Here is a 26218-nt window from a genome sequence, read left to right as displayed (position 1 = left end):
CTCAACGACCGGGTGTGGCGGTGGGGGGCAGCACCCGGTCGTTGAGCGAGCGAGCGCCAGCGAGCGAGACGAAACGCCCCGGACGCCGCGCGAACTCAGGACGCGTACGTCACCAGCCCGAGCTCGACCGGCGAGACGAGCTGCGGGTGCGCCGGCACGACCCGCACCGTGTAGCCGAACGTGCCCGTCACCGTCAGCGGCAGCGAGCCGGTGAAGGTCGTGAGGCCGTCCACGGCTGGTGCCGCGGGGGAGAGGCGGTGCACGGAGTGGTCACGCGCGAGCGCGTCATCCTCGTCGGTGCGCCCGTAGGCGAGCTCGACTGCGACGTCGTCGGTCGACAGCCCGTCCAGCCGCACGTCGGCGCGCACCTCGAGGGTGTCGCCGGCCTGGGCGTGCTGTGGGATGCCGGAGCTGTCGACGCTCGCGATCGACACCCGGCCCCAGGCATCCTTCACCCGCGTGACGAACGCCGCCAGCTGCTTGGCCTGCGCGAAGCCGTCGGCGCGCAGTGCGACATCGTGCGCCGCCGCCGGGACGTACAGCCGCTCCACGTACTCGCGCACCATGCGGTCGCTCGTCGCCTTCTTGCCGAGCTCGGTCATGGTGTGGCGCACCATGCGCAGCCAGCCGGTGGGAATGCCGCCCTCCCGCTCGTAGAACCGCGGCACGAGCTGGTGCTCGATGAGGTCGTACAGCGCCGTCGCCTCGGCGTCGTCGCGCTCCTCGTCGTTCGAGGCGGTGTCGGCGGTGGGGATGGCCCAGCCGTTCTCGCCGTCGAACCACTCGTCCCACCAGCCGTCGAGGATGGACAGGTTCAGCACGCCGTTGAGCGCGGCCTTCATGCCGCTCGTGCCGCACGCCTCGAGCGGTCGCAGCGGGTTGTTCAGCCACACGTCGCACCCCGGGTAGAGGTCCTTGGCCATCGTGATGTCGTAGTCGGGGAGGAACACGATCCGGCCGCGCACCCGGGGGTCGCGGCTGAAGCGCACGAGCTGCTGGATCAGGATCTTGCCCGAGTCGTCGGCCGGGTGCGACTTGCCGCCGATCACGATCTGCACCGGGCGCTCGGGATCGGTCAGCAGCCGCGTCAGGCGCTCCGGGTCGCGCAGCATCAGCGTCAGACGCTTGTACGTCGGCACCCGCCGCGCGAACCCGATCGTCAGCACCTCGGGATCGAGGAGATCCTCGACCCAGGACGGCGTCACGCCCGACCCGTTCGACACGCCGGCGGCCACCCGCCGCCGCGCCTCGGCCACCAGCTCGCCCTTCATCTGCTGGCGCACGCCCCACAGCTCGGCGTCGCTGACCGCGTCGTGGTCGGTCCAGTCGTGGGTGTCGGTGTGCGCATCGCCCCACGCGCGCTCGCTCACGGCCTTCAGCGCGGGGTGCACCCAGGTCGGCGCGTGCACGCCGTTGGTGATCGAGGTGATCGGCACCTCGTCGGAGTCGACGCCGGGCCACAGCATCCCGAACATCCCGCGGCTGACCTCGCCGTGCAGCAGCGATACGCCGTTCGCGTGCTGGCCGAGGTGCAGGCCCAGCACCGCCATGTTGAAGACGCCCTGGTCGCCGCCGTCCCAGGTCTCCAGGCCCAGCGCGATGGCGCGGCCCGCGTCCAGGCCGTGGAAGAGCCCGCTCGCGAGGTAGTCGGCGATGAGATCCCGCGGGAACCGGTCGATCCCCGCCGGCACCGGGGTGTGCGTCGTGAACACCGTGCCGGCGCGCACCTGCGCGAGCGCCTCGTCGAAGCTCAGGCCGGCGCCCGTGATGAGCTCCGACATCCGCTCCAATCCCTGGAACCCGGCGTGCCCCTCATTGGTGTGGTAGACGTCGGGCGCGGGGCGCCCGGTGATCTCGCTGAACGCGCGCACCGCGCGCACGCCGCCCACCCCGAGCAGCAGCTCCTGCAGCAGTCGGTGCTCACCGCCGCCGCCGTACAGCCGGTCGGTGACGCGGCGCATCTCGTCGGTGTTCGACGGCGTCTCGGAATCGAGCAGGAGCAGCGGGATGCGCCCGATGTCGGCGATCCACACGCGCGCGTGCAGCCGGCGGTCGGCCGGAAGGTCCAGGGCGATCTCGACGGGTGCGCCGCCGCGATCGCGCAGCAGGGTCAGTCCGAGCCCGTACGGGTCGAGCAGCGGGTAGCTCTCGCGCTGCCAGCCGTCGTCGCCGATCGACTGGCGGAAGTACCCGGCCCGGTAGAAGAGGCCGACGCCCGTGAGCGGGACGCCGAGATCGGACGCGCTCTTGAGGTGGTCGCCCGCCAGGATGCCGAGGCCGCCCGAGTACTGCGGGAGCGAGCCGTCCACTCCGAACTCCGGAGAGAAGTACGCGATGTGCGCGGGCTTCGGGCCCGCCAGCCGCTGATACCAGCGCTCGCCCTCGAGGTAGGCCGTCAGGCGCTCGTGCTCCTCGTGCACCCTCGCCACGAAGCCGTCGTCGCGAGCGAGTTCATCCAGCCGCTGCTGGCCGAGCGCGCCGAGCATGCGAGACGGGTTCTTGCCGGTCTCGTCCCACAGCGCCGGATCCATCGACGCGAACAGCGCGTGGGTGGCGCGGCTCCACGACCAGCGCCAGTTCGATGCGAGGCGGTCGAGCGGGGCGAGGGATTCGGCGAGGACGGGGCGGACGGTGAACGTTCGGATGGCCTTCACGATCGCGATTCTAGGCGCAGATGCTGGAAGCGCTTGCACGGGCGGCCCTCGAGGCGCGGCGTCAAGAAGCCCGCTGCACGGGGGCACCCGGGTCTACGCTGGGCACATGGCCATCGCACGACTGCACGGCGGTCCGCTGGACGGACAGATCGTCCCGCTCGACCCGACCATGAACGACGCCTACATCGTCCCCTACGGCGAGGGACAGCTCGTCTACCGCCGGGACGGCGGCGAGCGCAACACCGGCGAGGGCGACGGCCCCACCGAGGTCCGCTTCGAGTACGTCGAGGCCACCGAGGACATCGACCCGAATCCGGACGGGCGTGACGACTGAGCCCCGCGCTGCGGCGCCCTCGCGCTCCGTCGAGATCGAGCTGAAGTTCGACGTCGACGACGCCACCGCGCTGCCCGACTGGTCGGCACTGCCCGGGGTCGTCTCGGTGACCGCCGGCGAGCACCGCGAGCTCGACGCCGCGTACTTCGACGACGACGGACTCTCGCTCGCCCGTGCCGGGTTCGCGCTGCGCCGCCGCACCGGCGGGCCCGATGCCGGGTGGCACATCAAGGGACCGCGCGGCGCCGACGGGGGCCGGGTCGAATTGCAGTGGCCACTCGGCGAGGCCGATTCTGTGCCCCAACCGGTGCGCGCCGAGCTGGCGGCGGTGACGGATGCCGCGTTCCGCCCGCTCGCGCGCATCCAGAACACGCGCACCGTGTACTTCCTGCTCGACGCGTCGGCCCGGGTGGTCGCGGAGTTCGCCGACGACCACGTGCGAACACGCGACGAGCGCTCCGGCCGCGAGCGGGCGTGGCACGAATGGGAGATCGAGCTCGGCCCTGCCGGACCCGCCGACCCCGACACGCGTGCGGCGTTCTTCGCGGCGGTCGAGCGGGCGGCTCTGGCCGCGGGGGCTCGGCCCGCGGCATCCGACTCGAAACTCGCGCAGGCCCTCGGCCACTGACGCACGAAACCCCCGGGATCAGGCGATCCCGGGGGTTCTGTCGTGCTGTGCGGATCGGGTCTCGATACGGCTCGTTGCCGCCTCCTCGACCTTGACCCGCGTCAGAGGTTGATCATGTGGCCGGCGAGTCCGTGGAAGGCCTCCTGCACGGCCTCCGACAGCGTCGGGTGCGTGTGGACGTTGCGGGCCGCCTCGAGGGCGGTGAGGTCCCACTTCTGGGCGAGGGTCAGCTCGGGCAGCAGCTCCGAGACGTCCGGCCCGATCAGGTGGCCGCCGAGAAGCTCGAGGTGCTCGCCGTCGGCGATGAGCTTGACGAAGCCGATCGCCTCGCCGAGGCCGTTGGCCTTGCCGTTCGCCGAGAACGGGAACTTCGCGACCTTGACGTCGTAGCCGGCGTCGCGCGCCTGCTGCTCGGTGAGTCCGAACGAGGCCACCTGCGGCGAGCAGAACGTCGCGCGCGGCATCATGCGGTAGTCGCCGAGAGGCATCGTCTCGGCCTTGCCGATCGTCTCGGCCGCGACCACGCCCTGCGCCTCGGCCACGTGGGCCAGCTGCAGCTTCGCGGTGACGTCGCCGATCGCGTAGATGTGCGGCACGTTCGTGCGCATGTGGTCGTCGATGTCGATGGCGCCGCGGTCGGTGAGCTTCACGCCGGTGTTCTCGAGGCCGAAGCCCTCGACGTTCGCCGCGAAGCCGATCGACATGAGCACCTTGTCGGCGTCGATGGACTGGGTCTCGCCGCCTGCCGCCGGCGTGTAGGTCACCGTAACGCGGTCGCCGTGGTCGGTGACGGTCTCGACCTTGGTCGAGGTCAGGATGTCGACCCCGTACGACTTGTAGTGCTTCGTGATCTCTTTCGAGACGTCGGCGTCCTCGTTGGGAAGTGCGCGGTCGAGGAACTCGATGATCGTCACCTTGACGCCGTAGTTCGCCATGACGAAGCCGAACTCCATGCCGATCGCGCCGGCGCCGACGATCGCGATCGACTTCGGGAGTTCGCGCGTGAGGATCTGCTCCTCGTACGTCACGACGTTCTCGCTCAGGGTGACGCCGGGAAGCAGACGCACCCGCGAGCCGGTCGCGATGATCGCGTTGTCGAAGGTGACGTCCTCGGAGGAGCCGTCCGTCTTGGCCACCCGGATGGCGTTGGGCCCGGTGAAGGTGCCGCGCCCCTCGTACTCGGTGACCTTGTTCTTCTTCATCAGGTAGTGGATGCCCTTGACATGGGTGTCTGCCACCTTGCGGCTGCGATCCCACGCGACGCCGTAGTCGAAGTGCACGTCGCCCGAGATGCCGAACAGGTCGGCCTTGTGGTGGAACTGGTGCGCGAGGTCGGCGTTCTTCAGCAGAGCCTTCGAGGGGATGCAGCCGACGTTGAGGCACACACCGCCCCAGTACTTCTCTTCGATGATCGCGACCGTGAGGCCGAGCTGGGCGGCACGGACGGCCGCGACGTACCCGCCGGGGCCTGCGCCGAGGATGGCGACGTCGTAGTGAGGCATGGGTAAAAGCCTACTGGTCGGCAGGAGGCTCGGAGCCGGGCTGCGGCGCGCTGTCGGCCGGCGCTGCGGCGTCCTTGGCGAGGGCACGCTCGCGGCGGGAGCGCGACACCAGCAGGTACACGACCGCGGCGACCACGAGGAGCGCGAGGACGGCGAGCAGGATCCACGGCCAGGCCTCCGTCGGGTCCGACGCGTCTTCGGCAGGTGCCGTCGGGGCAGCGCTCGGCGTCGTCGTCGGCTCCGTCGTCTCGGTCGGGACCACGGTCTCGCTCGGCGTCGGGTCGGCGGTGGCCGTCGGCGCCGCGGCACCGGTGACGGTGAAGGAGAACTCGCCCGAGATGGGGTGGCCGTCGCTCGAGACGACCTTCCACAGCACGGTGACGGTGCCGGATGCCGCGCCGCCCGTGCCGCCGAGCGGCTGGGTGAGCACGTTGTCCTGCGCGGTCGGATCGCCGTCGGTGAGCGGCGTGCCCGAGGCATCCGTCACCTGCACTTCGGAGGCTCCCGGCTCGGAGGCGATCGCGCCGCTGAAGGTCAGGCGCAGGTCGGCGGGGAGCGTGTCGACCGTGCTTCCGGCCGCGGGGTCGCTGCCGAGCAGCTCGTCGTGCGCACGAGCGGGGGACGCTGCGGCGAGCACCGCGACGGCGGCCAGAACCAGGGCCGCCAGGACGGCGACGAGGCGGGAAAGGCGGAAGCTGCGAAGTCCGAGGGCTAGCACCTGATCGAGCCTAACCGGTACGTTCGGCCCAGCCGGACGCGAAGTGGCGGCCGGAAACATGCCCTTCACGATCTGACGCGGCCGCGAAACAGGCGACTGCCACGCTGGCGCCGAGCAGACGGACGCCTCGGTGCCCGCGCGCGATACAACCCTGAAAGGAAGTCATGAGACTCTTGCGAACCATCGCGGTCCTCAGCGGCGCGGCGATCGCCGCGTCGCTCACGAGCGGCACCGCGTTCGCGGCCTCGGCACCGAGCGCGCCGACCGCACTCCGCGCGGCGTTCACCGACGACTCCGGCGGGCGCGGACCGGAGCGCGACCCCGACTCCGCCGGCTCTGCGTCCTTCGCCGACCTCGTCAAGCTCGCCAAGACCGGTCCGGCAGCCAAGGCCGCCGACGGCGCGATCGCGATGCCGGCGTCCTACCCCCACCAGCCCGCCCTGACCGTCTATCCCGCGGACGAGAACGACGCCACCCGGCTCAACGAGACCATCGCGTTCTCGGAGCTCGCCCCGCTGCTGAACGGGCTCATGGCGCAGAGCGACCGCATCTCGACGCAGGTGGTCGGCCAGTCCACGAGCGGGCGCGACCTCTACCTCGTCACGGTGACCGCGCCCGAAGGCCGCGGAGAGACCGCGCAGCAGACGAAGTGGCGCGAGCAGATCCGCACCGCGCCCGACAAGGCGGCCCAGGACCGTAGGCTCGCGGCGAACTACAAGACTCCGATCTGGATCAGCGCGAACATCCACGGCAACGAGTGGGAGGGGACCGACGCGGCGGTGCAGCTCATCGAGCAGCTCGCGGCCTCGCAGGACCCCGAGACGATCGCGCTGCTGAAGAAGCACCGGCTCTACTTCTCGCTGTCGCTGAACCCGGACGGCCGGACGATCGCGACGCGTGCGACCGCGCTCTCGCTCGACGGGAACCGCGACATGGTCACCCTCACCACCCCCGAGGCGCGGTCGTTCGTCGCGACGGCCCAGGCGCTGCAGCCGCTGTACGCCGCGGACTTCCACGGCTACACCAACGTGCTGCAGGTCGAGCCCTGCGGGCCGCCGCACGGCGAGAACTACGAGTACGACCTCTTCATCCCGCACGGCTATGCGCTCGCCCTGCGGGTCGAAACCGACGTCGTCGCGGCCGCGATCCCCGGAAACCGGTACTACGACCGCGCCACGGGCGGCACCACGACGACCAACACCGGCAGCATCAAGATCCCGTACCGCGACACGGCGTCGGGGTGGGACGACTACCCGCCGATCTTCACCGCGCAGTACGCCGCGTACCACGGCGCGGTGACCGCCACCGTCGAGCTGCCGCTCGGGCGCACCGGGTCGACGACCACGCCGACCAACGCGCGCATCAACACCGAGGTCGCCAAGGTCACCATGGAGTCGATGCTGCGGTACGTCGCAGCCCACTCCGACGCGATCCTCGCGGACCAGATCGAGGTGTTCCGCCGCGGGCTCGCCGGGGCGCCCAAGACCGCGCTCACCACGGCGGGCGTCGCAGCCACGCCCGGACCCGATGAGTGGAAGGAGCACTGGGACGTCGCGGACGACCAGGATCCGGTGCAGCTGCCGCGCGCGTACGTCATCCCGACGGGGGAGGGGCAGCGCTCGGCGTCCGACGCCGAGGCGCTCGTGGACGCCCTGCTGTTCCACGGCGTCCAGGTCGGCGCCCTCGCGCACGACACGACGGTCGGCGGCGTCACGTACCCCGCCGGGTCGTTCGTCGTCGACATGCATCAGCCGCGCCGCGGCCTGGCCAACGTGCTCCTCGACCTCGGCACCGACATCTCGGGCAAGGTCCCGTCGATGTACGACATCTCGGCCTGGAGTCTCGCGTACCTGTGGGGAGCCACCGTCGACAAGGTCGGCGACACGACGGACGCCGCGATCGGCGGGGTCGTGCCGCTTCACCGCGTGCCTCAGGACGGCGTGCTGCCGAAGAAGGCGCCGTACGTCGCGTTCGACGTCGCCGGTGTCGAGGACTACCGGGCGCTGAACGCCCTCCTCGATGCGGACGCTCCGGTGTGGCTCCTCGACGACGGCCGGGCGGTGGTCGGTCCGGAAGGCCTCGCCGCAGCCGCCAACGCGGTCGTGACGTACGACATCCCGTTCGAGACGGTCTCGGATGCCGACATCGCGGCCCTCGACGAGGCGACGGTGCTGGAGGAGCTCACGATCGCGGTCGCCGGCACCCAGGACGACGTGCTCGCGCTCGCGGAGCTGGGATTCTCGGACCTCGTGCGCGTGACGGCGGCCGGGGTGCAGGCGGGCGTGGCCACGGGTACCACAGGGCTGGAGGGTGCGGACCTGCTCTGGGTGGGCTCGGCGTTCTCGCTGCCCGCCGGTTCCCCGGGCCGCCAGTACGTGCAGGCGTGGGTCGACGCCGGCGGCTCGATCGTCGGGCGGACGAACCAGGCGTTCGCCGTGGCATCGACGTACGGGCTGGTCTCGGGCACGGTGGTCGCCGGGAACGGGTCGGGCAACGGAATCGTGGACGTCGACGTGCCCGAGGGGTCGATCTTCTCGAACCACCCGCAGGACGCGGCGTTCATCTACCCCGCGTACTGGTTCACGGGCCTCGGCGAGGGCACCGTCGCGCAGCTGACCTATGCCGACGACCCTCTGCTCGCGGGTCACTGGCGGGCCACCGGTGCCGGCACCAACGGCCCGGCCTCCGCGGCCGGCCAGGCGTCGGTCGTCTCGGGAGAAGCGGCATCCGGCGCCCGCGCCGTGGTGTTCGGCACGTCGCCGTTCTTCCGCACCCACCCCAAGGGGGGAATGAGCCAGGCGGCGCAGGCGATCTTCTGGGCCGCCGCCGGCGAGTGATCGAGCACTGACCCGGCACCGACCGGACGAGGCGGCTCCCGTCGCGCATCAGACGCGACGGGAGCCGCCGCATGCCCGCCCCTTCGATCCACGGCCCGCCGGGGCTAGCATGGCCGCAGGCGGGAGCACCTGCCCCCGCCGGCCCGACAGCGGAAGGACGGTGGAGATGGACGCCATGATGATGGGCGCCATGTCGAAGGACATGATGTCGATGCCCGGCATGGAGACCATGGACATGTCGGTCATGCAGGCCTGTATGGACGCCTGCTCGGCCTGCGAGCAGGCATGCACGGTGTGCTCTACGCAGATGATGTCGTGCGCGCCCGCGTGCATGAACTGCGCGGACATGTGCAACACGATGATGCGCGCCATGATGCGCCCGCAGGGGATGACCCCGGCGGTGATGATGTCGATGCTCGACGCCTGCATCGCCATGTGCCAGCTGTGCATGGACGAGTGCATGGAGCACGCCGACCACAGCGAGGTCTGCAAGATGTGCGCTCAGGCCTGCAAGGCGTGCATGGAGGCCTGCATGGCCATGAAGAACTCGATGATGGCGATGAGCTGAGCTCGTCGCCTTTCTCGTCTCGCGCGCTGAGCCCGCTTCCCGGGCGCTGAGAGCCCGCTTCCCGGGCGCTGAGCCCGTCGAAGTGTCAGCCGCGCAGGACGTTGAAGCGCGTGCCGCCGACGGCGAGCACGTCGTAGCGCTCGTGAAGCGCGACCGGGGTCCCTGGTGCCGCGTGCGCGGCCGCGCCCGTGCCGTTCCACAACGAGACCGGCTCGGCGCCGGCGAGCGTGCGCACGATCAGGAAGCCCGAGCGCGGGTCGGATGCCTCGACGATCGCGTCCGCCCAGTCCGACGGCGTTGCCGCCGCCAGGCGCGCCTGGATCAGATGCAGCGCGTGGCCCGGTGCGAACGAGGTGCAGGCGTCGCCGTGGTCGCACATGCACGCCACACGCTCGCGCACCTCGAGGGGCGGGATGTGGCGGTGCGGGGTGGACACGGTCGGCTCCTGTCGTCGGATCGTCGGCGGAATGTCTCCGCCCGGACGGTTCAGCCAGGCTAGAACTCGTCCCCCGCGCGCGGCACCCCACGCGACACGCGACGAAACAATGGGCACGTGCGCGTGAAGACGGGCGACGCGCCCGGGTCGGAATCCGGCTCTTCCGCGGGACGGGCGATCGGATAGGCTGGGCTGTCGAAGGAGGAGCACCGTGGACGACGACCGCCGACCCGGCCAGGGCGACATCCGCAGGGCTGCGGGGGCCGACGCGCACGACTCCGATCGTGCGGCCGATACGACCCAGACGTTCGGGCACGATTCCGATCTGTCATTCGTTCCGTTCGGCAGCGAACTGGGCGATGCCGAGCTCGAGGCGATCGAAGCGCTCCCGACGGGTGCCGCCCTGCTGCTGGTCCGCTCCGGGCCGACCGCCGGTGCCCGCTACCTGCTCGACAGCGACGTGACGACGGTGGGCCGGCACCCCGAGGCCGACATCTTCTTCGACGACGTCACCGTGTCTCGCCGTCACGCCGAGATCACGCGCACGGGCACCACGTTCGAACTGGTCGATCAGCGCTCGCTGAACGGCACCTACGTCAACGGCGAACGCGTCGACCGCGCGACGCTCAGCAACGGCGCCGAGGTGCGCGTCGGGAAGTTCCGGCTCAACTTCTTCGTATCTCCCGCCGACCTCCACCAGGCGGCGGACGCCTGATGCCCAGCGCATCCGCCCGCGAACGCTCGGCGTCCGCGGGCCTTCTGAGCATCGGTCAGGTGCTCGCGCGGCTCTCACCGGAGTTCCCCTCCCTCACCTCCAGCAAGCTCCGCTTCCTCGAGGTGCAGGGCATCGTCACGCCCACGCGCACCGAGTCGGGCTACCGCAAGTTCTCATCCGCCGACCTCGAGCGGCTGCGGCTGGCGCTGACGCTCCAGCGCGACCACTACCTGCCCCTGTCGGTCATCCGCGAGTACCTCGAGGACGTCGACGCCGGGCGCGATCCGGCCACGCCGACCGCGGTGCCGCCGCCGTCGATCCTGCCGGCGTCCCGGCGGTACCGCCGGGACGAGCTGCTGGCGGCTTCAGGGGCTGCTCCGCAGCTGCTCAACGACGCGATCAGCACGGGTGTGCTCACGGGTGCCGAGAGCTACACCGAGCAGTCCGTCGCGCTGCTGCGCGCCCTGGTCGCGCTCGATCGCCATGGCATCGAGCCGCGCCACGTCCGGGCGCTGCGCCAGAACGCCGAACGCGACGTCGCGCTGGTCGAGTCGGCGCTCGCGCCGCTGCTGCGCCGGACGGATGCCGCATCCCGCGGCCGTGCCGGCGAGCTTGCGCCCGAGCTCGCCAAGCGCCTCGACGAGGTGCGCGCGATCTTCGTGCGCTCCGCGCTGGAGCGACTGCTGTCGTGACGGCGCCGGCGCGTCGAAGTCTGCGACACGCCGGACGCCGAACAGCGGATGTCGTTGCCGCAAGGGGGGCGCTCATCTAGCGTGGAGGTATCCGATTGCGGAGGGGGGAAGTGTGACTGCTCGAGACACGTCTGACGGCGAGCCTTTCGTCGCCGAACTCCTCTTCACCGACGGTCTTCCGGCGATGGACGACGAGGTCGGCTATCGCGGCGCCGTCGCCGCGCGTGCTGCCGGCATCACCTACCGGCAGCTCGACTACTGGGCGCGCACCGAGCTCGTCGAGCCCACCGTGCGCGGTGCGAGCGGCTCCGGATCGCAGCGGCTCTACGGCTTCCGCGACATCCTCGTGCTCAAGCTCGTCAAGCGACTGCTCGACACCGGCATCTCGCTGCAGCAGATCCGTACCGCGGTCGAGCAGCTCCGTGCCTCCGGCATCCGCGATCTCGCCGGCACGACGCTCATGAGCGACGGAGCCTCGGTATACCTGTGCACGTCGAACGACGAGGTCATCGACCTCGTGAGCCGCGGCCAGGGCGTGTTCGGCATCGCGGTCGGAAAGGTGCTGCGAGAGGTCGAGTCCGAGCTCGTCGAGTTCGAGGTCGAGAAGCCCTCCCCGATGGACGAGCTCGCGGCGCGCCGCGCGGCACGCTCGGCCTGAGCCACCCGGCGCGACGCTCGGCCGGAGGCCTCTCGGCGGCACGCTCGGCCTGAGGCCTTCCCCGGCGCGTCAGACGGCCGCCGCGCGACGCTCGTCGCGTGCGCCGACGCTCGCCTCGAGCGCCTGCTCGAGGTCGGCGATGAGATCGGCGGGATCCTCGAGCCCGATCGACAGCCGCACCAGGGCGTCGGAGGGCTTCGCGTCGGACTGCACCGGGCGGTGCGTGAGAGCCGCAGGGTGCTGGATCAGCGAGTCGACGCTGCCGAGCGACACCGCGTGCGTGAACAGCCGCACCGAGGTGGTCAGGGCGCGCGCGGCGTCGTAGCCGCCGGCGAGCTCGATCGAGATCATCGCGCCAGGGCCGGACTGCTGCGTGCCCACGAGTCCGAGCGGATCGCATTCGGCGAACCCGGGGAAGCGGACGCGTGCGATCCCGTCGTGCGTCGTGAGCCACTCGGCGACGATGCGCGCGCCGGCCTGCTGCGCCCGCACCCGCACCGGAAGCGTGGCGAGCCCGCGGTGCAGCAGGTACGCAGCGAGGGGGTGCATGATCGCGCCGGTGATCGCGCGCGTGCGTCGCAGCGCCGCGGCGTGGCGGGCATCGCACGCGACGACGCCGCCGACCACGTCGCCGTGACCGCCGAGGTACTTGGTGGCGCTGTGCAGCGACAGGGCGGCCCCGAGGTCGAGCGGCTGCTGCAGCACCGGCGTCGCGAACGTGTTGTCGACGAGCACCGGGACCTCGCCCGCGGCGGCGACGATCGCGCGGATGTCGACGAGGTCCAGCGTCGGGTTGGCCGGGGACTCGAGCACGACCAGCGCGGTGTCGTCACGCACCGCCGCTGCGACTCCGTCGGGGCTGCAGAACGTGGTCTCGATCCCCAGCTGACCCGACGCGAGCAGGTGGTCGGTGCCGCCGTAGAGCGGCCGGACGGCGACCACGTGGCGCTTGCCCGTCTCGTGGGCGATCGCGAGCATGGTCGCGGTCATCGCCGCCATCCCCGACGAGAAGGCCACGGCCTCCTCCGCGTGCTCCAGCCGCGCCAGCGCCTCCTCGAACCGCGCCACGGTCGGGTTCCACAGCCGGGCGTATACGTTCGATCCGCCCTCGAACGGGTGGCCGCCGGTGGCGAGCACCTCGTACGACATGCCGCCGAGCTCGAGGTCGGGGAGCGGGTTCGTCGACGAGAGGTCGAGGGGGAGTGCGTGGACGCCGAGGTCCGCGAGGTCGTCGCGTCCGGCGTGCACGGCGATGCTGTCAGGGTGCAGCGTCATCGATGCCATGAACGATATGTTCAACGACGCGACGTCGAAAGGCAAGTCATGATCATTCGACCGAGCACGAATCGAGCAATCTGATCATCCGGTGAGCAGACTGGTCAGCCCATCGCGGCGTGGGTGCGCGTGCGGCGGATGCCGAGGCATCCGTCGCCGAGAGGTCAGGCGCGCGCCTCGCCGGGCACGGGAATGCGGCCGGTGCGCATGACGCGGTCCAGGAGCGAGTCGAAGTCGGCCGCGAGCTCCTGAGCGGAGTCACCGGGCCAGATGTGCAGGGGCTTCGCGGCGCCCTGCGCCTGCTGCAGCGAGGTCCGCTCGGGCAGCTGCGGCGCGAGCACGAGCGGCCCGAACATGTCGCGCAGCTCCTTGATGCGGAACTGGTGCTCGATCGACTGCGGACGCACGCGGTTGACGACGATGCCGAGGGGCTGCAGCCGAGGCGAGAGCCCGCGGCGGATCTCTTCGATCGCCCGCAGCGCGCGGTCGGCGGCGGCCACCGAGAACAGGCCGGGCTCGGTCACGACGATGACCCGGTCGCTCGCGGCCCACGCGGTGCGCGTCAGCGCGTTCAGCGACGGCGCGCAGTCGATCAGCACGAGGTCGTAGTCGGCCTCGATCGTGGCGAGCGCCTCTTCGAGCTTCCACACGTCGCGCACGCTCGGGTGGGGTCCGTCGAAGTTGATGGCCGACGGGCTGCCGATCATGACGTCGATCGTGCCGGGATGCACCTTCGCCCACCCGCTGGAGGTGATGGCCTGGCGGACCGTCTTCTCCTTGGGATTGGCCAGGACGTCGGCGACATTCAGGCGGCCGGCGACCTGGATGTCCATGCCCGTCGACACATCGGACTGCGGGTCGAGGTCGACGACGAGCGTGCGGACACCGCGGGCGAAGGCCGCCGACGCGAGTCCGAGAGTCACGGTCGTCTTGCCGACCCCGCCCTTGAGCGAGCTGACGGATAGGACGTGCACAAGGCACCACGTTACCGTCCCCTAGGCTGAGAGCACACTCAGCCCGTCACCAGGGCCCGCCTGCGCCGCCGCCTCGGAGGTCGAATGTTCCGCAAGATCCTGGTCGCCAATCGTGGTGAGATCGCAATCCGCGCGTTCCGCGCGGCCTATGAACTCGGTGCTCGGACCGTGGCCGTCTTCCCGTTCGAGGACCGGGGATCGCTCCATCGTCAGAAGGCGGACGAGTCCTACGAGATCGGCGAGAAGGGGCACCCCGTCCGCGCCTATCTCGACATCGACGAGATCATCCGCGTCGCACTCTCGTCAGGGGCGGACGCGATCTACCCCGGCTACGGGTTCCTCTCGGAGAACCCCGAGCTGGCCGAGAAGGCGGCGGCGAACGGCATCGCGTTCATCGGTCCGCCGGCGCGCGTCCTCGAGATGGCCGGAAACAAGGTCACCGCGAAGCAGCATGCGATCGCGGCGGGCGTGCCCGTGTTGCGCTCGACGGAGGCGTCCGACGACGTCGACGCACTCGTCTCGCAGGCCGACGACATCGGGTTCCCCATCTTCGTGAAGGCGGTCGCCGGAGGAGGCGGCCGCGGCATGCGGCGCGTCGAGCGCCCCGAGGAGCTGCCTCCCGCCCTCGCCGAGGCGATGCGCGAAGCCGGAAGCGCCTTCGGCGATGCGCGCGTGTTCCTCGAACAGGCCGTGCAGCGCCCGCGCCACGTCGAGGTGCAGGTGCTCGCCGACAGGACCGGCGAGACCGTGCACCTGTTCGAGCGCGACTGCTCGGTGCAGCGACGCCACCAGAAGGTCATCGAGATCGCCCCGGCGCCGAACCTCGACCCGGCCGTTCGCGATGCGCTCCACGGCTACGCCGTGGCCTTCGCCCGCTCGATCGGGTACGAGAACGCCGGCACGGTCGAGTTCCTCCTCGAGACCGCCGGCCCGCGCACCGGCGAGGTCGTCTTCATCGAGATGAACCCGCGCATCCAGGTCGAGCACACCGTGACCGAGGAGGTCACCGACGTCGACCTCGTGCAGTCGCAGATGCTGATCGCGGCGGGGGAGACCCTCGCCGACCTCGGCCTCACACAGGACCGCATCCAACTGCGCGGCGCCGCACTGCAGTGCCGCCTCACCACCGAGGACCCCTCGCAGGGCTTCCGTCCCGACACCGGGCGCATCACGACGTACCGCTCGCCCGGCGGTGCCGGCATCCGCCTCGACGGCGGCACCACCGCGGCGGGATCGCAGATCAGCCCGCACTTCGACTCGATGCTCGCCAAGCTCACATGCCGCGGGCGCGACTTCCCGGCGGCGGTCGCCCGCGCACGGCGCGCGCTCGCGGAGTTCCGCATCCGCGGCGTCTCGACGAACATCCCGTTCCTTCGCGCCGTGCTCGACGACCCCGCGTTCGTCGCCGGCGATGTCAGCACCTCGTTCATCGACGAGCGCCCGGAGCTGCTGACGAGCAATCACTCGCGCGACCGGGCGACCAAGCTCCTCAACTGGCTCGGCGACGTCACGGTCAACCGCCCGTACGGCGAGAAGCCGCTGTCGGTGTCGCCCGGCAGCAAGCTGCCCGACATCGACCTCACCGCCGAGCCTCCGGCCGGGACCCTGGCACGGCTGCGCGAGCTCGGCCCCGAAGGGTTCGCGCGGGCGCTGCGCGAGCAGTCGGCCCTGGCGGTCACCGAGACCACCTTCCGCGACGCCCACCAGTCGCTCCTGGCGACCCGGGTGCGCACTCGCGATCTGGTGCGGGTCGGTCCGCACGTGTCGCGCATGACGCCGCAGCTGCTGTCGGTCGAGGCGTGGGGAGGCGCGACGTACGACGTGGCGCTGCGGTTCCTCGCCGAAGACCCGTGGGAGCGCCTCGAGGCGCTCCGCGCCGCGATGCCCAACATCCCGATCCAGATGCTGCTGCGCGGGCGGAACACCGTCGGCTACACGCCGCGCCCCGTCGAGGTCACCGACGCGTTCGTGCGCGAGGCGGCATCCACCGGCGTCGACGTCTTCCGCATCTTCGACGCCCTCAACGACGTCTCGCAGATGCGCCCCGCCATCGACGCGGTGCGCGCGACGGGCACCGCGATCGCCGAGGTGGCCCTCTGCTACACCGCCGACCTGCTCGACCCGTCCGAGAAGCTGTACACGCTGGACTACTACCTGCGGCTCGCCGAGCAGATCGTCGAGTCGGGCGCCCACATCCTCGCCATCAAAGACATGGCCGGACTGCTGCGCCCCGCGGCGGCCGCGAAGCTCGTCGCCGCGCTGCGTGAGAACTTCGACCTGCCGGTCCACCTCCACACCCACGACACCGCGGGCGGGCAGCTCGCGACGCTCCTGGCCGCGAGCGCGGCGGGCGTGGACGCGGTGGATGCCGCGGCCGCCCCGATGTCGGGAACCACGAGCCAGCCGTCGCTGTCGGCGCTGGTCGCCGCCCTCGCGCACACCGATCGCGACACGGGCCTCGACCTTCAGGCCGTGAGCGACCTCGAGCCGTACTGGGAGGCCGTGCGGCACCTGTACCGCCCGTTCGAGTCGGGCCTGCCGTCGCCGACCGGTCGCGTGTACCACCACGAGATCCCCGGCGGGCAGCTGTCGAACCTGCGTCAGCAGGCGATCGCGCTGGGTCTGGCCGACGACTTCGAGCTCATCGAGGACATGTACGCCGCGGCGGACCGCATCCTCGGTCGCATCCCCAAGGTGACGCCGTCGTCGAAGGTCGTCGGCGACCTCGCGCTGGCCCTCGTCGCCGTGCGCGCCGACCCGGCGGACTTCGAGCAGAATCCGCAGAGCTACGACATCCCCGACTCGGTCGTCGGCTTCATGGCGGGTGAGCTCGGCGACCTGCCCGGTGGATGGCCGGAGCCGTTCCGTACGAAGGTGCTCGAGGGGCGCTCGATCTCGATCGAGGTTCCGCCGCTCACCGACGAGGAGCGCGCCGGCCTGGCCGGCGACGCCGCCGAGCGTCGCCGCGCGCTCAACCGCCTGCTGTTCCCCGGTCCGGCACGCGAGTTCGAGAAGAACCGTGAGACGTACGGCGACCTGTCGGCACTCGGGACGCCGGACTACCTGTACGGTCTCAAGCCCGGCGAGGAGCACATCGCCGAGATCGACCCGGGTGTGCAGCTCTACGTGGGTCTGGAGGCCATCGGCGAGGCCGACGCCAAGGGCATCCGCACCGTCATGACCACGCTCAACGGACAGCTGCGACCGGTCTTCGTGCGCGACCGCAGCATCAAGGTCGAGACGCGCCAGGTGGAGAAGGCCGACACCTCCAAGCCGGGTCAGGTCGCGGCGCCGTTCTCGGGGGTCGTCACGCTGAAGGCGAGCGTCGGCGACACCGTCACCGCGGGGCAGCCGATCGCCTCCATCGAGGCGATGAAGATGGAGGCCGCGATCACCGCTGCCATCGACGGGGTCGTCGAGCGGCTCGCGATCGCCGAGACGGCGCAGGTCGACGCCGGCGACCTTTTGGTCGTCATCCGTCCTGCCCAGTAGCCTGGAGGGCGGCATCCGCCCGAAACCGCCGTCCGCCCCCAGGAGAAGTACGCAGTGACGCCCGATCGCCCCGACCACACACCCGACGAGCCTGAGAACGGCGTGCTCTCCGACACGGGAAGCCTCGACACGACCGGTCTCGGAATCCTCGGCGGTGGAACGGCGCAGGTGAACGTCGAACTGCCCACCGAGTCCGACGACGACCTCGCCGACGACGACGTCATCGGCGACGAGATGCCCTTCGTCGTGGAGATCCCGGCAGACGCCGACCTTCCGGTCACCATGACGCTCGCGGCCGAGCCCTCGGCGGAGACCGCCGAGGCGGAGATCGTCGACGTCTCCGACCCGGAGGAATGGACCGTCGAGGGCGCGGGCTTCGCCGACGCCGGGGTCGCGGAAGACATCGCCGACGCCGACGAGGTGTTCGAAGAGATCGAGACCGTCGTGCCCGCGCCCGCGGTGCAGCCCGAGGCTGCGGCTGGGCCCACGCGCCCAGAGGCTCCGCGCGACGCGCCAGCGGTGCGTGGAGGGGGCGTGGGGACCGTCGACGATGTCGAGTCCGCGGCGGTCGATGCGGCGGTCGCCGAGTTCGAGGGCGCCGACTTCGACGTCGCGGAGTTCGACGACGTCGAGTTCGAGGATGTCGCCTTCGACGCCGTCGCGTCCGGCGACGTCGCCGTGAACGATGAGACCGCGGAGGATCCCATGACTGCAGGAACGCCGTCCGACTCCGAAGGGGCGTCCGGCATGTCCGGCCCCGCCGCAGAGCCGAAGCCGGCAGAAGCCGAGCCGTTCCCGGCCGCGGCATCTCGCCGCGAGACGGGCCCCGCACCCACGCGCCCGGCGGACCGGGCCGTCGAGCGGGCCTTCCCGGCGACGGGCGTCTCGCTCACCTCGAAGCGCCTCGGCGAGTTCGAGGCCGACCGTGAGACCGCCGACCTCCTCACCGCCGACCGGCTGCTCGACCCGCACCAGGTGGTGCGCTCCGAGCCCGAAGGCATGTGGCAGCACCTCGTCTACTCCGTCTCGGGGCGCCGCATCAACCTCGGCGACAGCAAGCGCGCCCGGGCGCGCAAGGAGCTCGACCGCCGGATCGCCGCGCCGCTGGCGGGCGGCGCCCGCTTCGTGCCGGTGCTCTCGCGCAAGGGCGGCGTCGGCAAGACGACCGTCACGACGCTCCTCGGCATGGCCCTGGCCGACGCCCGCGACGACCGCGTCATCGCGGTGGACGCCAACCCCGACCGCGGCACGCTCGCCGAGCGCATCTCGCGCGAGAGCGGCAAGACCGTGCGCGACCTCGTGCGCGTGAGCGGCGACGTCGTCGGGTTCAACGACCTGTCGAACATCGTCGCCCGTGACGAGACCCGCCTCGACGTCGTCGCGTCCGACTCCGACCCGCGGGTGTCCGAGGCGTTCAACGACTCCGACTACCGCAACGTCGCCGCGCTCGCCGCCCACTACTACTCGGTCGTGCTCACCGACACCGGCACCGGCATCGTCCACTCGGTGATGGGTGCGACGCTCGACCTCGCCGACCAGCTCGTGATCGTCGCCGGCCTCAGCGTCGACGAGGCGCGTCTCGCCTCCGAGACGCTCACGTGGCTCGAGACCAACGGCTACGCCGACAAGGTGCGCGGCGCCGTCGTGGTGCTCAACAACGCGCGGCCCGGGCAGCCGCTCGTGCAGCTCGACGAGCTCGACGCGCACTTCCGCACGCGCGTGCGCAAGGTCGTCCGGGTTCCGTACGACGCGCACATCGCGGCCGGCAGCGGCATCGTCTTCAAGGATCTGCAGCCGGCGACGCGCCTCGCCGCCCGCGAACTCGCCGCCGCGGTCGTCGAGGGCCTGCGTTCGCACGCGACCGCGGCCTGAGGCATCCGATGGCAGTCCGTCCCATCCGCCTGTTCGGCGACCCCGTCCTGAAGTCCGTGTGCGCCCCGATCGAGGGGATCGATGACGGCGTGCGTGCGCTCGTGCGCGACCTGCTCGACACCGTCGAGCTGCCCGGCCGCGCCGGCGTGGCGGCCCCGCAGATCGGCGTCGGCGTACGCGCGTTCAGCTACAACATCGACGGCGACATCGGGTACGTGCTCAACCCCGTGCTGGTCGAGGTGTCGGGCGAGCCCGAGCCGATCGGCGAAGGGTGCCTGTCGGTGCCCGGTCTCTGGCACGACGCGGTGCGGTACCCGTGGGCCAAGGTCGTCGGCATCGACCTCGACGGCAACGAGATCGTGCTCGAGGGGGAGGGGCTGCTCGCCCAGGCCCTGCAGCACGAGACCGACCATCTCGACGGCACGCTCTACCTCGATCGCCTCACGCCCGAGGAGCGCCGCGTCGCGATGCGCGAGATCCGGGAGTCCGACTGGTTCTGACATACCCGTTCGTTGAGCGAGAGAAGCGCAGCGACCGAGACGAAACGCCCCGAACCAGCGACATCGCGTCGGTTCGGGGCGTTTCGTCTCGCGGAGACCCGCACTGAGCGAGCGAAGCGAATCGAAGTGTCGCTCGACGACAGGCGAGGGACGCGTCTCAGCTGAGCGAGACGTTCGTCGTGTTCACCGGCACGGCGTAGATCTCCTCGATGTCGCCGGCGAAGTCGGTGAGGATCACATTGCGCTTGATGCTCATCTTGGGCGTCAGGTGTCCGCTCGCCTCGGTCCACTCGGTGGGCAGGATCGTGAACTTGCGGATCGACTCGGCGCGCGAGACGTGCTTGTTGGCCTCGTCGATCGCGCGCTGCACCTCGGCGCGGACGGCGTCGTTCTTGGCGGCCTCGGTGAGCGGCATGTCGGCCGCGAGGCCGTTGTTCGACAGCCACGTCGGCAGCATCTCGGGGTCGAGCGTGATCAGTGCCGAGATGAACGGCTTCTGATCGCCCACGACGACCACCTGGCCGACGATCGGGTTGGCGCGGATCGGGTCCTCGAGCGCGGCGGGGGCGACGTTCTTGCCTCCGGCGGTCACGATGATCTCCTTCTTGCGACCGGTGATCGTGAGGAAGCCCTCGTCGTCGAAGGCGCCCAGGTCGCCCGTCTTGAACCAGTCGTCGTCGAACGCCGCCGCGGTCGCCTCGGGATTGCGCCAGTACTCCTTGAAGACGTTGATGCCGCGCACCTCGACCTCGCCGTCCTCGGCGAGCCGGATGCCGATGCCGGGGAGCACGGGTCCGACGGTGCCGATCTTCGACTTGTTGGCGAGGTTGACGGTCGCCGGCGCGGTCGTCTCGGTGAGGCCGTAGCCTTCGAGGATCGTGACGCCCAGGCTGTGGAAGAAGTGCCCGAGGCGGGGGCCGAGCGGCGCTGAACCCGACACGGCGTAGGTGACGTTGCCGCCCATCGCCGTGCGCAGCTTGCTGTAGACGAGCTTGTCGAACAGCGTGAACTTGATCTTCGTGCCGAACGGCACCTTCCGGCCCTCCTGCAGCAGCCGCGAGTGCTCGATCGCGGTGTGCGCGGCGGCGCGGAAGATCTTGCCCTTGCCGCCGGCCTCTGCCTTCTGCTCGGCCGAGTTGTACACCTTCTCGAACACGCGCGGCACGGCCAGCAGGAAGGTGGGCTTGAACGAGCCGAGCGCGGGGAGGAGCTGCTTGGTGTCGGGCTGGTGACCCGTCTTGACACCCGCGTGGATGTTGAGGATGGAGATGAAGCGGGCGAAGACGTGCGCCGTCGTGATGAACAGCAGCGTCGAGGCGCCGGGAGTCTCGACGACCTCGTGCAGCGCCTTGGCCGAGTTGCGCGACAGCTCGACGAAGTTGCTGTGCGTGAGGACGCAGCCCTTCGGGCGGCCGGTGGATCCCGACGTGTAGATGAGTGTCGCGATGTCGGCGCCGACGGCGATGTTGCGGCGGCGCTCGATCTCGTCGTCCGACACCGAGGCGCCCTCGGCGACGAGCTTGTCGAGGTCGCCGGAGTGCATCTCCCAGGCCGAACGGATCAGCGGCAGTTCGCCCCGGACCTCGGCGACGCGCGCCGTGTGGTCGGGGGACTCGGTGATGACGGCGATGGCGCCCGAGTCCGAGAGGTTCCACGAGATCTGCGCGGGCGAGCTGGTCTCGTAGATCGGGACCATGACCGCGCCGGCATAGAACAGCGCGAAGTCGACCAGAGTCCAGTCGTACGTCGTGCGGGCGATGAAGCCCACCTTGTCGCCGGGCTCGATGCCGGCGGCTGCGAAGCCTTTCGCGAGTGCGACCACCTGCTTCTGGAACTCGGCGGCGGTGATGTCGCGCCAGCCCTCCCCGTCGGGGACCGAGAACAGCGCGAGGTCGGGCGTCTGCTTGACGCGCTCGACGAGGAGATCGGTGATGTTCGCCTGCGGATCGGCGGGGACGATCGCGGGGACTTCGAATTGGATCACGGCAGCTCCTTCGGCACCGGGTTGACTTTCAATCTCGGGTGGATCTCACTCGAGTCTAATCCGCTGTCATGCGACGACCACCGCCCATGTGGATGAGCGGTGCCTGGATAGACTTCAAGGCGCTGTCGCGCGCGCGGCTGCGGGAGGGAGTGCAGTGCTCAAGGTCGGCATCGACATCGGCGGGACGAAGATCGCGGGAGGCGTGGTCGACTCCGACGGGCGCATCGTCGAGAAGGTCCGCGTCGACACGCCTGCCGACACCGGCGCTCTCGCCGCCGCGGTGATCGACATGGCACGCCACTTCCGCGCCACCCACGATGTCGCCGCCGTCGGGGTCGCCGCGGCCGGTTTCATCGACCGGGACCGTGCGACCGTCATCCACGCCCCCAACATCGCGTGGCACAACGAGCCGCTCAAAGCGCGACTGGAGGCGGGCATCGGACTGCCGGTCGCGATCGAGAACGACGCGAACGCCGCGGGCTGGGCCGAGTACCGGTTCGGCGCAGGGCGCGGCGTCGGCCACATGGTGATGCTCACGATGGGCACCGGCGTCGGCGGCGCGATCGTCCTCGACGGCGAGCTGTTCCGCGGCGGGCACGGCATCGCCGCCGAGCTCGGCCACATGCGCTTCGTCCGCGGCGGGCTGCTGTGCGGTTGCGGGCAGAGCGGATGCCTCGAGCAGTACGCCTCCGGCCGGGCCCTGCAGCGGGAGGCGAACGAGATCGCCGACGCGGGCGGCATCGGCGTGGCTCTCGCGCAGCTGCGCGCCGAGAACGGGACCATCTCCGGCCCCGCCGTGTCGCGACTCGTGCTGGCAGGCGATCCGGGGGCGACCGAGGCGCTCCGCCGCGTCGCCACCGCGCTCGGCGAGGCCTGCGGCGGATTCCAGGCCGTGCTCGACCCCGAGCTGTTCGTGATCGGCGGCGGGGTCGCCCAGCTGGGCGAGGACCTGCTCGCGCCGGTGCGCCTGGCCTACGAGACGTCGCTGCCCGGGTACGGCGACCGGCCGGTCGCAGGATTCGCGATCGCGCAGCTCGTCAACGACGCGGGCCTCATCGGCGCCGCCGACCTCGCCGCTGCGGAGGGATAGCGCGATGTTCTACTGGCTGATGAAGTACGTGGTGATCGGACCGATCGTGAAGGCGATCTGGCGCCCGTGGATCGTCGGCCGCCGCAACGTCCCGGCCGAGGGCGCCGCGATCCTCGCGAGCAACCACCTGTCGTTCGTCGACTCGATCTTCCTGCCCCTCATGATCGACCGTCCCGTGGCGTTCCTCGCCAAGAGCGACTACTTCACCGGCAAGGGCCTCAAGGGCTGGGCGACGCGCATGTTCTTCAAGGCCACGGGGCAGATCCCCATCGACCGCTCCGGCGGCAAGGCGTCCGAGGCATCCCTCAACACCGGTCTGCAGGTGCTCGGCCGCGGCGACCTGCTCGGCATCTATCCCGAGGGAACCCGCAGCCCCGACGGGAAGCTGTACCGCGGACGGACCGGCATCGCCCGCATGGCGCTGGAGGCCCATGTGCCCGTCGTGCCGGTGGTGATGGTCGACACCGACACCATGATGCCGATCGGCACCCGCGTGCCGCGCATCGCGCGCGTCGGCGTCGTCATCGGGGAGCCGCTGGACTTCTCGCGCTTCGAAGGCATGGAGGGCGACCGCTACATCCTCCGCTCGGTCACCGACGAGATCATGGTCGCGCTGCAGCGACTGGGGGAGCAGGAGTACGAGGACGTCTACGCCTCGACCGTCAAGGACAGGCTGACCGTGAAGTCGCGCTGACCGCGGGACGCCTGTCATGCGGCGCCGGGTGCCATCCACCCCCGGCTAGAATCGAGGGATGCTTCAACAGCTCGACGCTCTCGACCACTGGCGGAACCTGCCCATCAAGCAGCAGCCGCAGTGGCCCGACGTCGACGCGGTGGCGGCGGTGTCGGAAGAGCTCGCGACGCTGCCCCCGCTGGTCTTCGCCGGCGAGGTCGACAACCTTCGCGACCGGCTTGCGCGCGCGGCTTCCGGCAACGCGTTCCTGCTGCAGGGCGGCGACTGCGCCGAGACCTTCGCGGGCGCGACCGCCGAGCAGATCCGCAACCGCATCAAGACCGTCCTGCAGATGGCCGTCGTGCTCACCTACGGCGCCTCGATGCCCGTCGTGAAGATGGGACGCATGGCGGGCCAGTTCGCCAAGCCCCGCTCGAGCGACACCGAGACCCGCGGCGATGTCACGCTGCCCGCGTACCGCGGCGACATCGTCAACGGCTACGACTTCACCGAGGGATCGCGTCAGGCGGACCCGCAGCGGCTGCTGAAGGGGTACCACACCGCCGCGTCGACCATCAATCTGATCCGCGCGTTCACCCAGGGCGGCTTCGCCGACCTCCGCGAAGTCCACTCGTGGAACAAGGGCTTCGCGCAGAACCCGGCGAACCAGGCGTACGAGCGCATGGCGTCCGAGATCGACCGCGCGATCCGCTTCATGGAGGCCGCCGGCGCCGACTTCGATGAGCTCAAGCGCGTCGAGTTCTACACCGGTCACGAGGGCCTGCTCATGGATTACGAGCGGCCCATGACGCGCATCGACTCCCGGACGAACACGCCGTACAACACGTCGGCGCACTTCCTGTGGGTCGGCGAGCGCACGCGTGAGCTGGACGGCGCGCACGTCGACTACTTCTCGAAGATCCGCAACCCCATCGGGGTCAAGCTCGGGCCGACGACATCGCCCGAGACGGCGCTCGCGCTCATCGACAAGCTCGACCCGAACCGCGAGCCCGGCCGCCTCACGTTCATCACGCGCATGGGCGCCGGCAAGATCCGCGACGCGCTGCCGCCGCTGCTCGAGGCCGTGCGCGACTCGGGCGCCACCCCGCTGTGGGTCACCGACCCCATGCACGGCAACGGCATCACGACGCCGACCGGCTACAAGACGCGTCGCTTCGACGACGTCGTCGACGAGGTGCGCGGCTTCTTCGAGGCGCACCGGGCCGTGGGCACGTTCCCGGGCGGCATCCACGTCGAGCTCACGGGCGACGACGTCACCGAGTGCCTCGGCGGGTCCGAGCAGATCGACGAGGCCACCCTCGCGACGCGCTACGAGTCGCTGTGCGACCCGCGCCTGAACCACATGCAGTCGCTCGAACTGGCGTTCCTGGTGGCGGAAGAACTCGAGAAGCGCTGACGCGGTCCACCTGACACGTCGGAGATCCCGGATGCCTCGCCACGAGGCATCCGGGACTCTTCTCTGTCTGGCCATGTCTGTCTGGTCATCTCTCGCCCCGCATCACCGAGAACACGCGAATGCACCGGAATCGTCCGACCGTCGGTGCGGGTGTGTGTTCTCGACGAGCCTGTGGATGACTCTCGGAGCCCTCGCGTCGAATCGGTGAGGATCGGTGGATGCCGCATGCCCCACTGCCGCCCGAGTTCGCCGGCTCCGCCTTCACCACCGCACAGGCGCGCGCCGCCGGCGTCGGCCGGGGACGGCTGCGAGGACGCGACGTGACGAGCCCTCACCGCGGCGTTCACATCGCATTGTCGGACGCACGCGACGACGACGTAATGGCCCGTTGCGAACGGCTGATCCCCGTTCTCGCCCCGCATCACTGGTTCAGCCACCGCACCGCTGCGCGCATCTGGGGCATTCCGCTGCGGCCCGGCTACCACCCGGTCGAATCGCTGCACGTGATATCGATCGGTTCGAGGGCGCCGCTCCGCCATGCGGGGACGACCGGCTGGGTGACGAAGGACGCCCGAGTCCGGACCGAGATGTTCGGCGTGCTCCCGGTCGTGTCGCCGGCCGACACGTGGTGTCACCTAGCCGCGCGCAGTGCAGTGATCGAGGGCGAGGTGATCTCGCATGAGTGGCTGGTCGCGGCTGGCGACTTCCTCACGACGGGCAGGCGCCGCCGCGGCGGGGAGCGCGATGCACCGCTGTACACCGTGGACGATCTGCGGGCTGCGATCGAACGGCGCGGTTCCCGGCGGGGGATCGCGGAGCTGCGTCGCGCGCTCACGGACGTGCGGAGCCCGGTCGACTCGCCGTACGAGACGCGCCTGCGCCTCGGGCTGGTGCGGGCGGGTCTCCCGGAGCCCGACGTGCAGGTTCCGATCATGACACCAGCTGGAATTCGGCACGCCGATCTCGGCTACCCGGCCGCTCGCGTGCTGATCGAGTATCAAGGCGACGAGCACCGGGCATCGCGGGAGCGGTGGCTGCGTGACCTCACGCGCGTTCAACTCTTCCAGGACGCGGGGTACCACGTGATCCTGGTGGGCGCCGCCGACGTGGACCCCGACTGCTCGGCGCTCGCTGAGCGCGTCGCGCGAGTCTTGCGCGGCGAGAACACGCGATAGCACCGACCTGGGCCGTCGAACGGT

At 70.7% G+C, this 26218-nt stretch carries 21 protein-coding genes; 14 read left to right on the top strand and 7 right to left on the bottom strand.

Going from position 1 to position 26218, the window contains the following annotated elements; all coding sequences use genetic code 11:
* Window positions 1-95: 95 nt before the first annotated feature.
* Complete coding sequence (gene glgP / locus IM778_RS10215; RefSeq protein ID WP_194408801.1) at window positions 96-2654, bottom strand: alpha-glucan family phosphorylase; 2559 nt, start codon at window positions 2652-2654, stop codon at window positions 96-98.
* 106 nt (window positions 2655-2760) lie between these two features.
* Here glgP and IM778_RS10210 point away from each other — a divergent pair, with 106 nt between their 5' ends.
* Entirely contained in the window at window positions 2761-2988 is a 228-nt protein-coding gene (locus tag IM778_RS10210) for a response regulator (RefSeq protein WP_194408800.1), read from the top strand.
* The gene (locus IM778_RS10205; protein ID WP_194408799.1) at window positions 2978-3616 is read left to right on the top strand and encodes a CYTH domain-containing protein; all 639 of its coding nucleotides are present in this window, start codon (window positions 2978-2980) and stop codon (window positions 3614-3616) included. Before IM778_RS10210 ends, IM778_RS10205 begins: the two co-directional genes overlap by 11 nt.
* Window positions 3617-3717: 101 nt before the next feature.
* Here IM778_RS10205 and lpdA read toward each other — a convergent pair whose 3' ends face one another.
* Window positions 3718-5118, bottom strand: a complete 1401-nt coding sequence (gene lpdA / locus IM778_RS10200; RefSeq protein ID WP_194408798.1) for a dihydrolipoyl dehydrogenase — start codon at window positions 5116-5118, stop codon at window positions 3718-3720.
* A 10-nt stretch (window positions 5119-5128) separates the two neighbouring features.
* Window positions 5129-5836: a copper resistance CopC family protein gene (locus tag IM778_RS10195; protein WP_228484496.1), complete on the bottom strand. Its 708-nt coding sequence runs from the start codon at window positions 5834-5836 to the stop codon at window positions 5129-5131.
* Window positions 5837-6000: 164 nt separating this feature from the next.
* Here IM778_RS10195 and IM778_RS10190 point away from each other — a divergent pair, with 164 nt between their 5' ends.
* Complete coding sequence (locus tag IM778_RS10190) at window positions 6001-8673, top strand: M14 family zinc carboxypeptidase (RefSeq protein ID WP_194408796.1); 2673 nt, start codon at window positions 6001-6003, stop codon at window positions 8671-8673.
* A 166-nt stretch (window positions 8674-8839) separates the two neighbouring features.
* On the top strand, window positions 8840-9241 hold the full coding sequence (locus tag IM778_RS10185; RefSeq protein ID WP_194408795.1) for a four-helix bundle copper-binding protein: 402 nt from the start codon (window positions 8840-8842) through the stop codon (window positions 9239-9241).
* An 85-nt stretch (window positions 9242-9326) separates the two neighbouring features.
* Here the strand turns inward: IM778_RS10185 and IM778_RS10180 are convergent, their stop codons facing one another.
* On the bottom strand, window positions 9327-9677 hold the full coding sequence (locus IM778_RS10180) for a hypothetical protein (RefSeq protein ID WP_228484495.1): 351 nt from the start codon (window positions 9675-9677) through the stop codon (window positions 9327-9329).
* A gap of 211 nt (window positions 9678-9888) precedes the next feature.
* Between IM778_RS10180 and IM778_RS10175 the strand changes: the two genes are divergently transcribed.
* From IM778_RS10175 to IM778_RS10165, 3 genes are all read left to right on the top strand, one after another.
* The gene (locus tag IM778_RS10175; RefSeq protein WP_194408794.1) at window positions 9889-10392 is read left to right on the top strand and encodes an FHA domain-containing protein; all 504 of its coding nucleotides are present in this window, start codon (window positions 9889-9891) and stop codon (window positions 10390-10392) included.
* Window positions 10392-11084 (top strand): transcriptional regulator FtsR, encoded by a 693-nt coding sequence (ftsR, locus tag IM778_RS10170; protein ID WP_194408793.1) that lies wholly within the window; start codon window positions 10392-10394, stop codon window positions 11082-11084. The genes IM778_RS10175 and ftsR overlap by 1 nt, the downstream gene beginning before the upstream one ends.
* Window positions 11085-11196: 112 nt before the next feature.
* Window positions 11197-11742: a MerR family transcriptional regulator gene (locus IM778_RS10165; RefSeq protein ID WP_194408792.1), complete on the top strand. Its 546-nt coding sequence runs from the start codon at window positions 11197-11199 to the stop codon at window positions 11740-11742.
* A gap of 69 nt (window positions 11743-11811) precedes the next feature.
* Here the strand turns inward: IM778_RS10165 and IM778_RS10160 are convergent, their stop codons facing one another.
* Together IM778_RS10160 and IM778_RS10155 are read right to left on the bottom strand one after the other, a co-directional pair.
* Window positions 11812-13026 (bottom strand): trans-sulfuration enzyme family protein, encoded by a 1215-nt coding sequence (locus tag IM778_RS10160; protein WP_194408791.1) that lies wholly within the window; start codon window positions 13024-13026, stop codon window positions 11812-11814.
* 155 nt (window positions 13027-13181) lie between these two features.
* Entirely contained in the window at window positions 13182-13991 is an 810-nt protein-coding gene (locus IM778_RS10155; protein ID WP_194408790.1) for a ParA family protein, read from the bottom strand.
* Window positions 13992-14075: 84 nt separating this feature from the next.
* Here IM778_RS10155 and IM778_RS10150 point away from each other — a divergent pair, with 84 nt between their 5' ends.
* From IM778_RS10150 to def, 3 genes are read left to right on the top strand one after another with little or no spacing between them, the layout of a single operon-like run.
* Window positions 14076-17483 carry a pyruvate carboxylase gene (locus IM778_RS10150; protein WP_194408789.1) on the top strand — a complete coding sequence of 1136 codons (3408 nt, stop codon included), beginning with the start codon at window positions 14076-14078 and terminating at the stop codon, window positions 17481-17483.
* A gap of 54 nt (window positions 17484-17537) precedes the next feature.
* On the top strand, window positions 17538-19355 hold the full coding sequence (locus IM778_RS10145; RefSeq protein WP_194408788.1) for a MinD/ParA family ATP-binding protein: 1818 nt from the start codon (window positions 17538-17540) through the stop codon (window positions 19353-19355).
* 8 nt (window positions 19356-19363) lie between these two features.
* Window positions 19364-19855 carry a peptide deformylase gene (def, locus tag IM778_RS10140; protein ID WP_194408787.1) on the top strand — a complete coding sequence of 164 codons (492 nt, stop codon included), beginning with the start codon at window positions 19364-19366 and terminating at the stop codon, window positions 19853-19855.
* Between the two features lie 157 nt (window positions 19856-20012).
* Here def and IM778_RS10135 read toward each other — a convergent pair whose 3' ends face one another.
* Window positions 20013-21839 (bottom strand): AMP-dependent synthetase/ligase, encoded by a 1827-nt coding sequence (locus IM778_RS10135; RefSeq protein WP_194408786.1) that lies wholly within the window; start codon window positions 21837-21839, stop codon window positions 20013-20015.
* 154 nt (window positions 21840-21993) lie between these two features.
* On the opposite strand from IM778_RS10135, the gene IM778_RS10130 reads away from it, so the two are divergent.
* From IM778_RS10130 to IM778_RS10115, 4 genes are all read left to right on the top strand, one after another.
* Window positions 21994-22929 carry an ROK family glucokinase gene (locus IM778_RS10130; protein WP_194408785.1) on the top strand — a complete coding sequence of 312 codons (936 nt, stop codon included), beginning with the start codon at window positions 21994-21996 and terminating at the stop codon, window positions 22927-22929.
* A 4-nt stretch (window positions 22930-22933) separates the two neighbouring features.
* Window positions 22934-23623, top strand: coding sequence for a lysophospholipid acyltransferase family protein (locus IM778_RS10125; protein ID WP_194408784.1), 690 nt, complete (start codon window positions 22934-22936; stop codon window positions 23621-23623).
* Window positions 23624-23681: 58 nt separating this feature from the next.
* Complete coding sequence (locus tag IM778_RS10120) at window positions 23682-25019, top strand: class II 3-deoxy-7-phosphoheptulonate synthase (RefSeq protein ID WP_194408783.1); 1338 nt, start codon at window positions 23682-23684, stop codon at window positions 25017-25019.
* A 218-nt stretch (window positions 25020-25237) separates the two neighbouring features.
* Entirely contained in the window at window positions 25238-26194 is a 957-nt protein-coding gene (locus IM778_RS10115) for a hypothetical protein (protein ID WP_194408782.1), read from the top strand.
* Window positions 26195-26218 lie beyond the last annotated feature (24 nt).

The sequence above is a fragment of the Microbacterium cremeum genome (assembly GCF_015277855.1).
Classification (GTDB): Bacteria; Actinomycetota; Actinomycetes; order Actinomycetales; family Microbacteriaceae; genus Microbacterium; species Microbacterium cremeum.
This window is presented reverse-complemented; position numbering and strand designations above follow the sequence as displayed.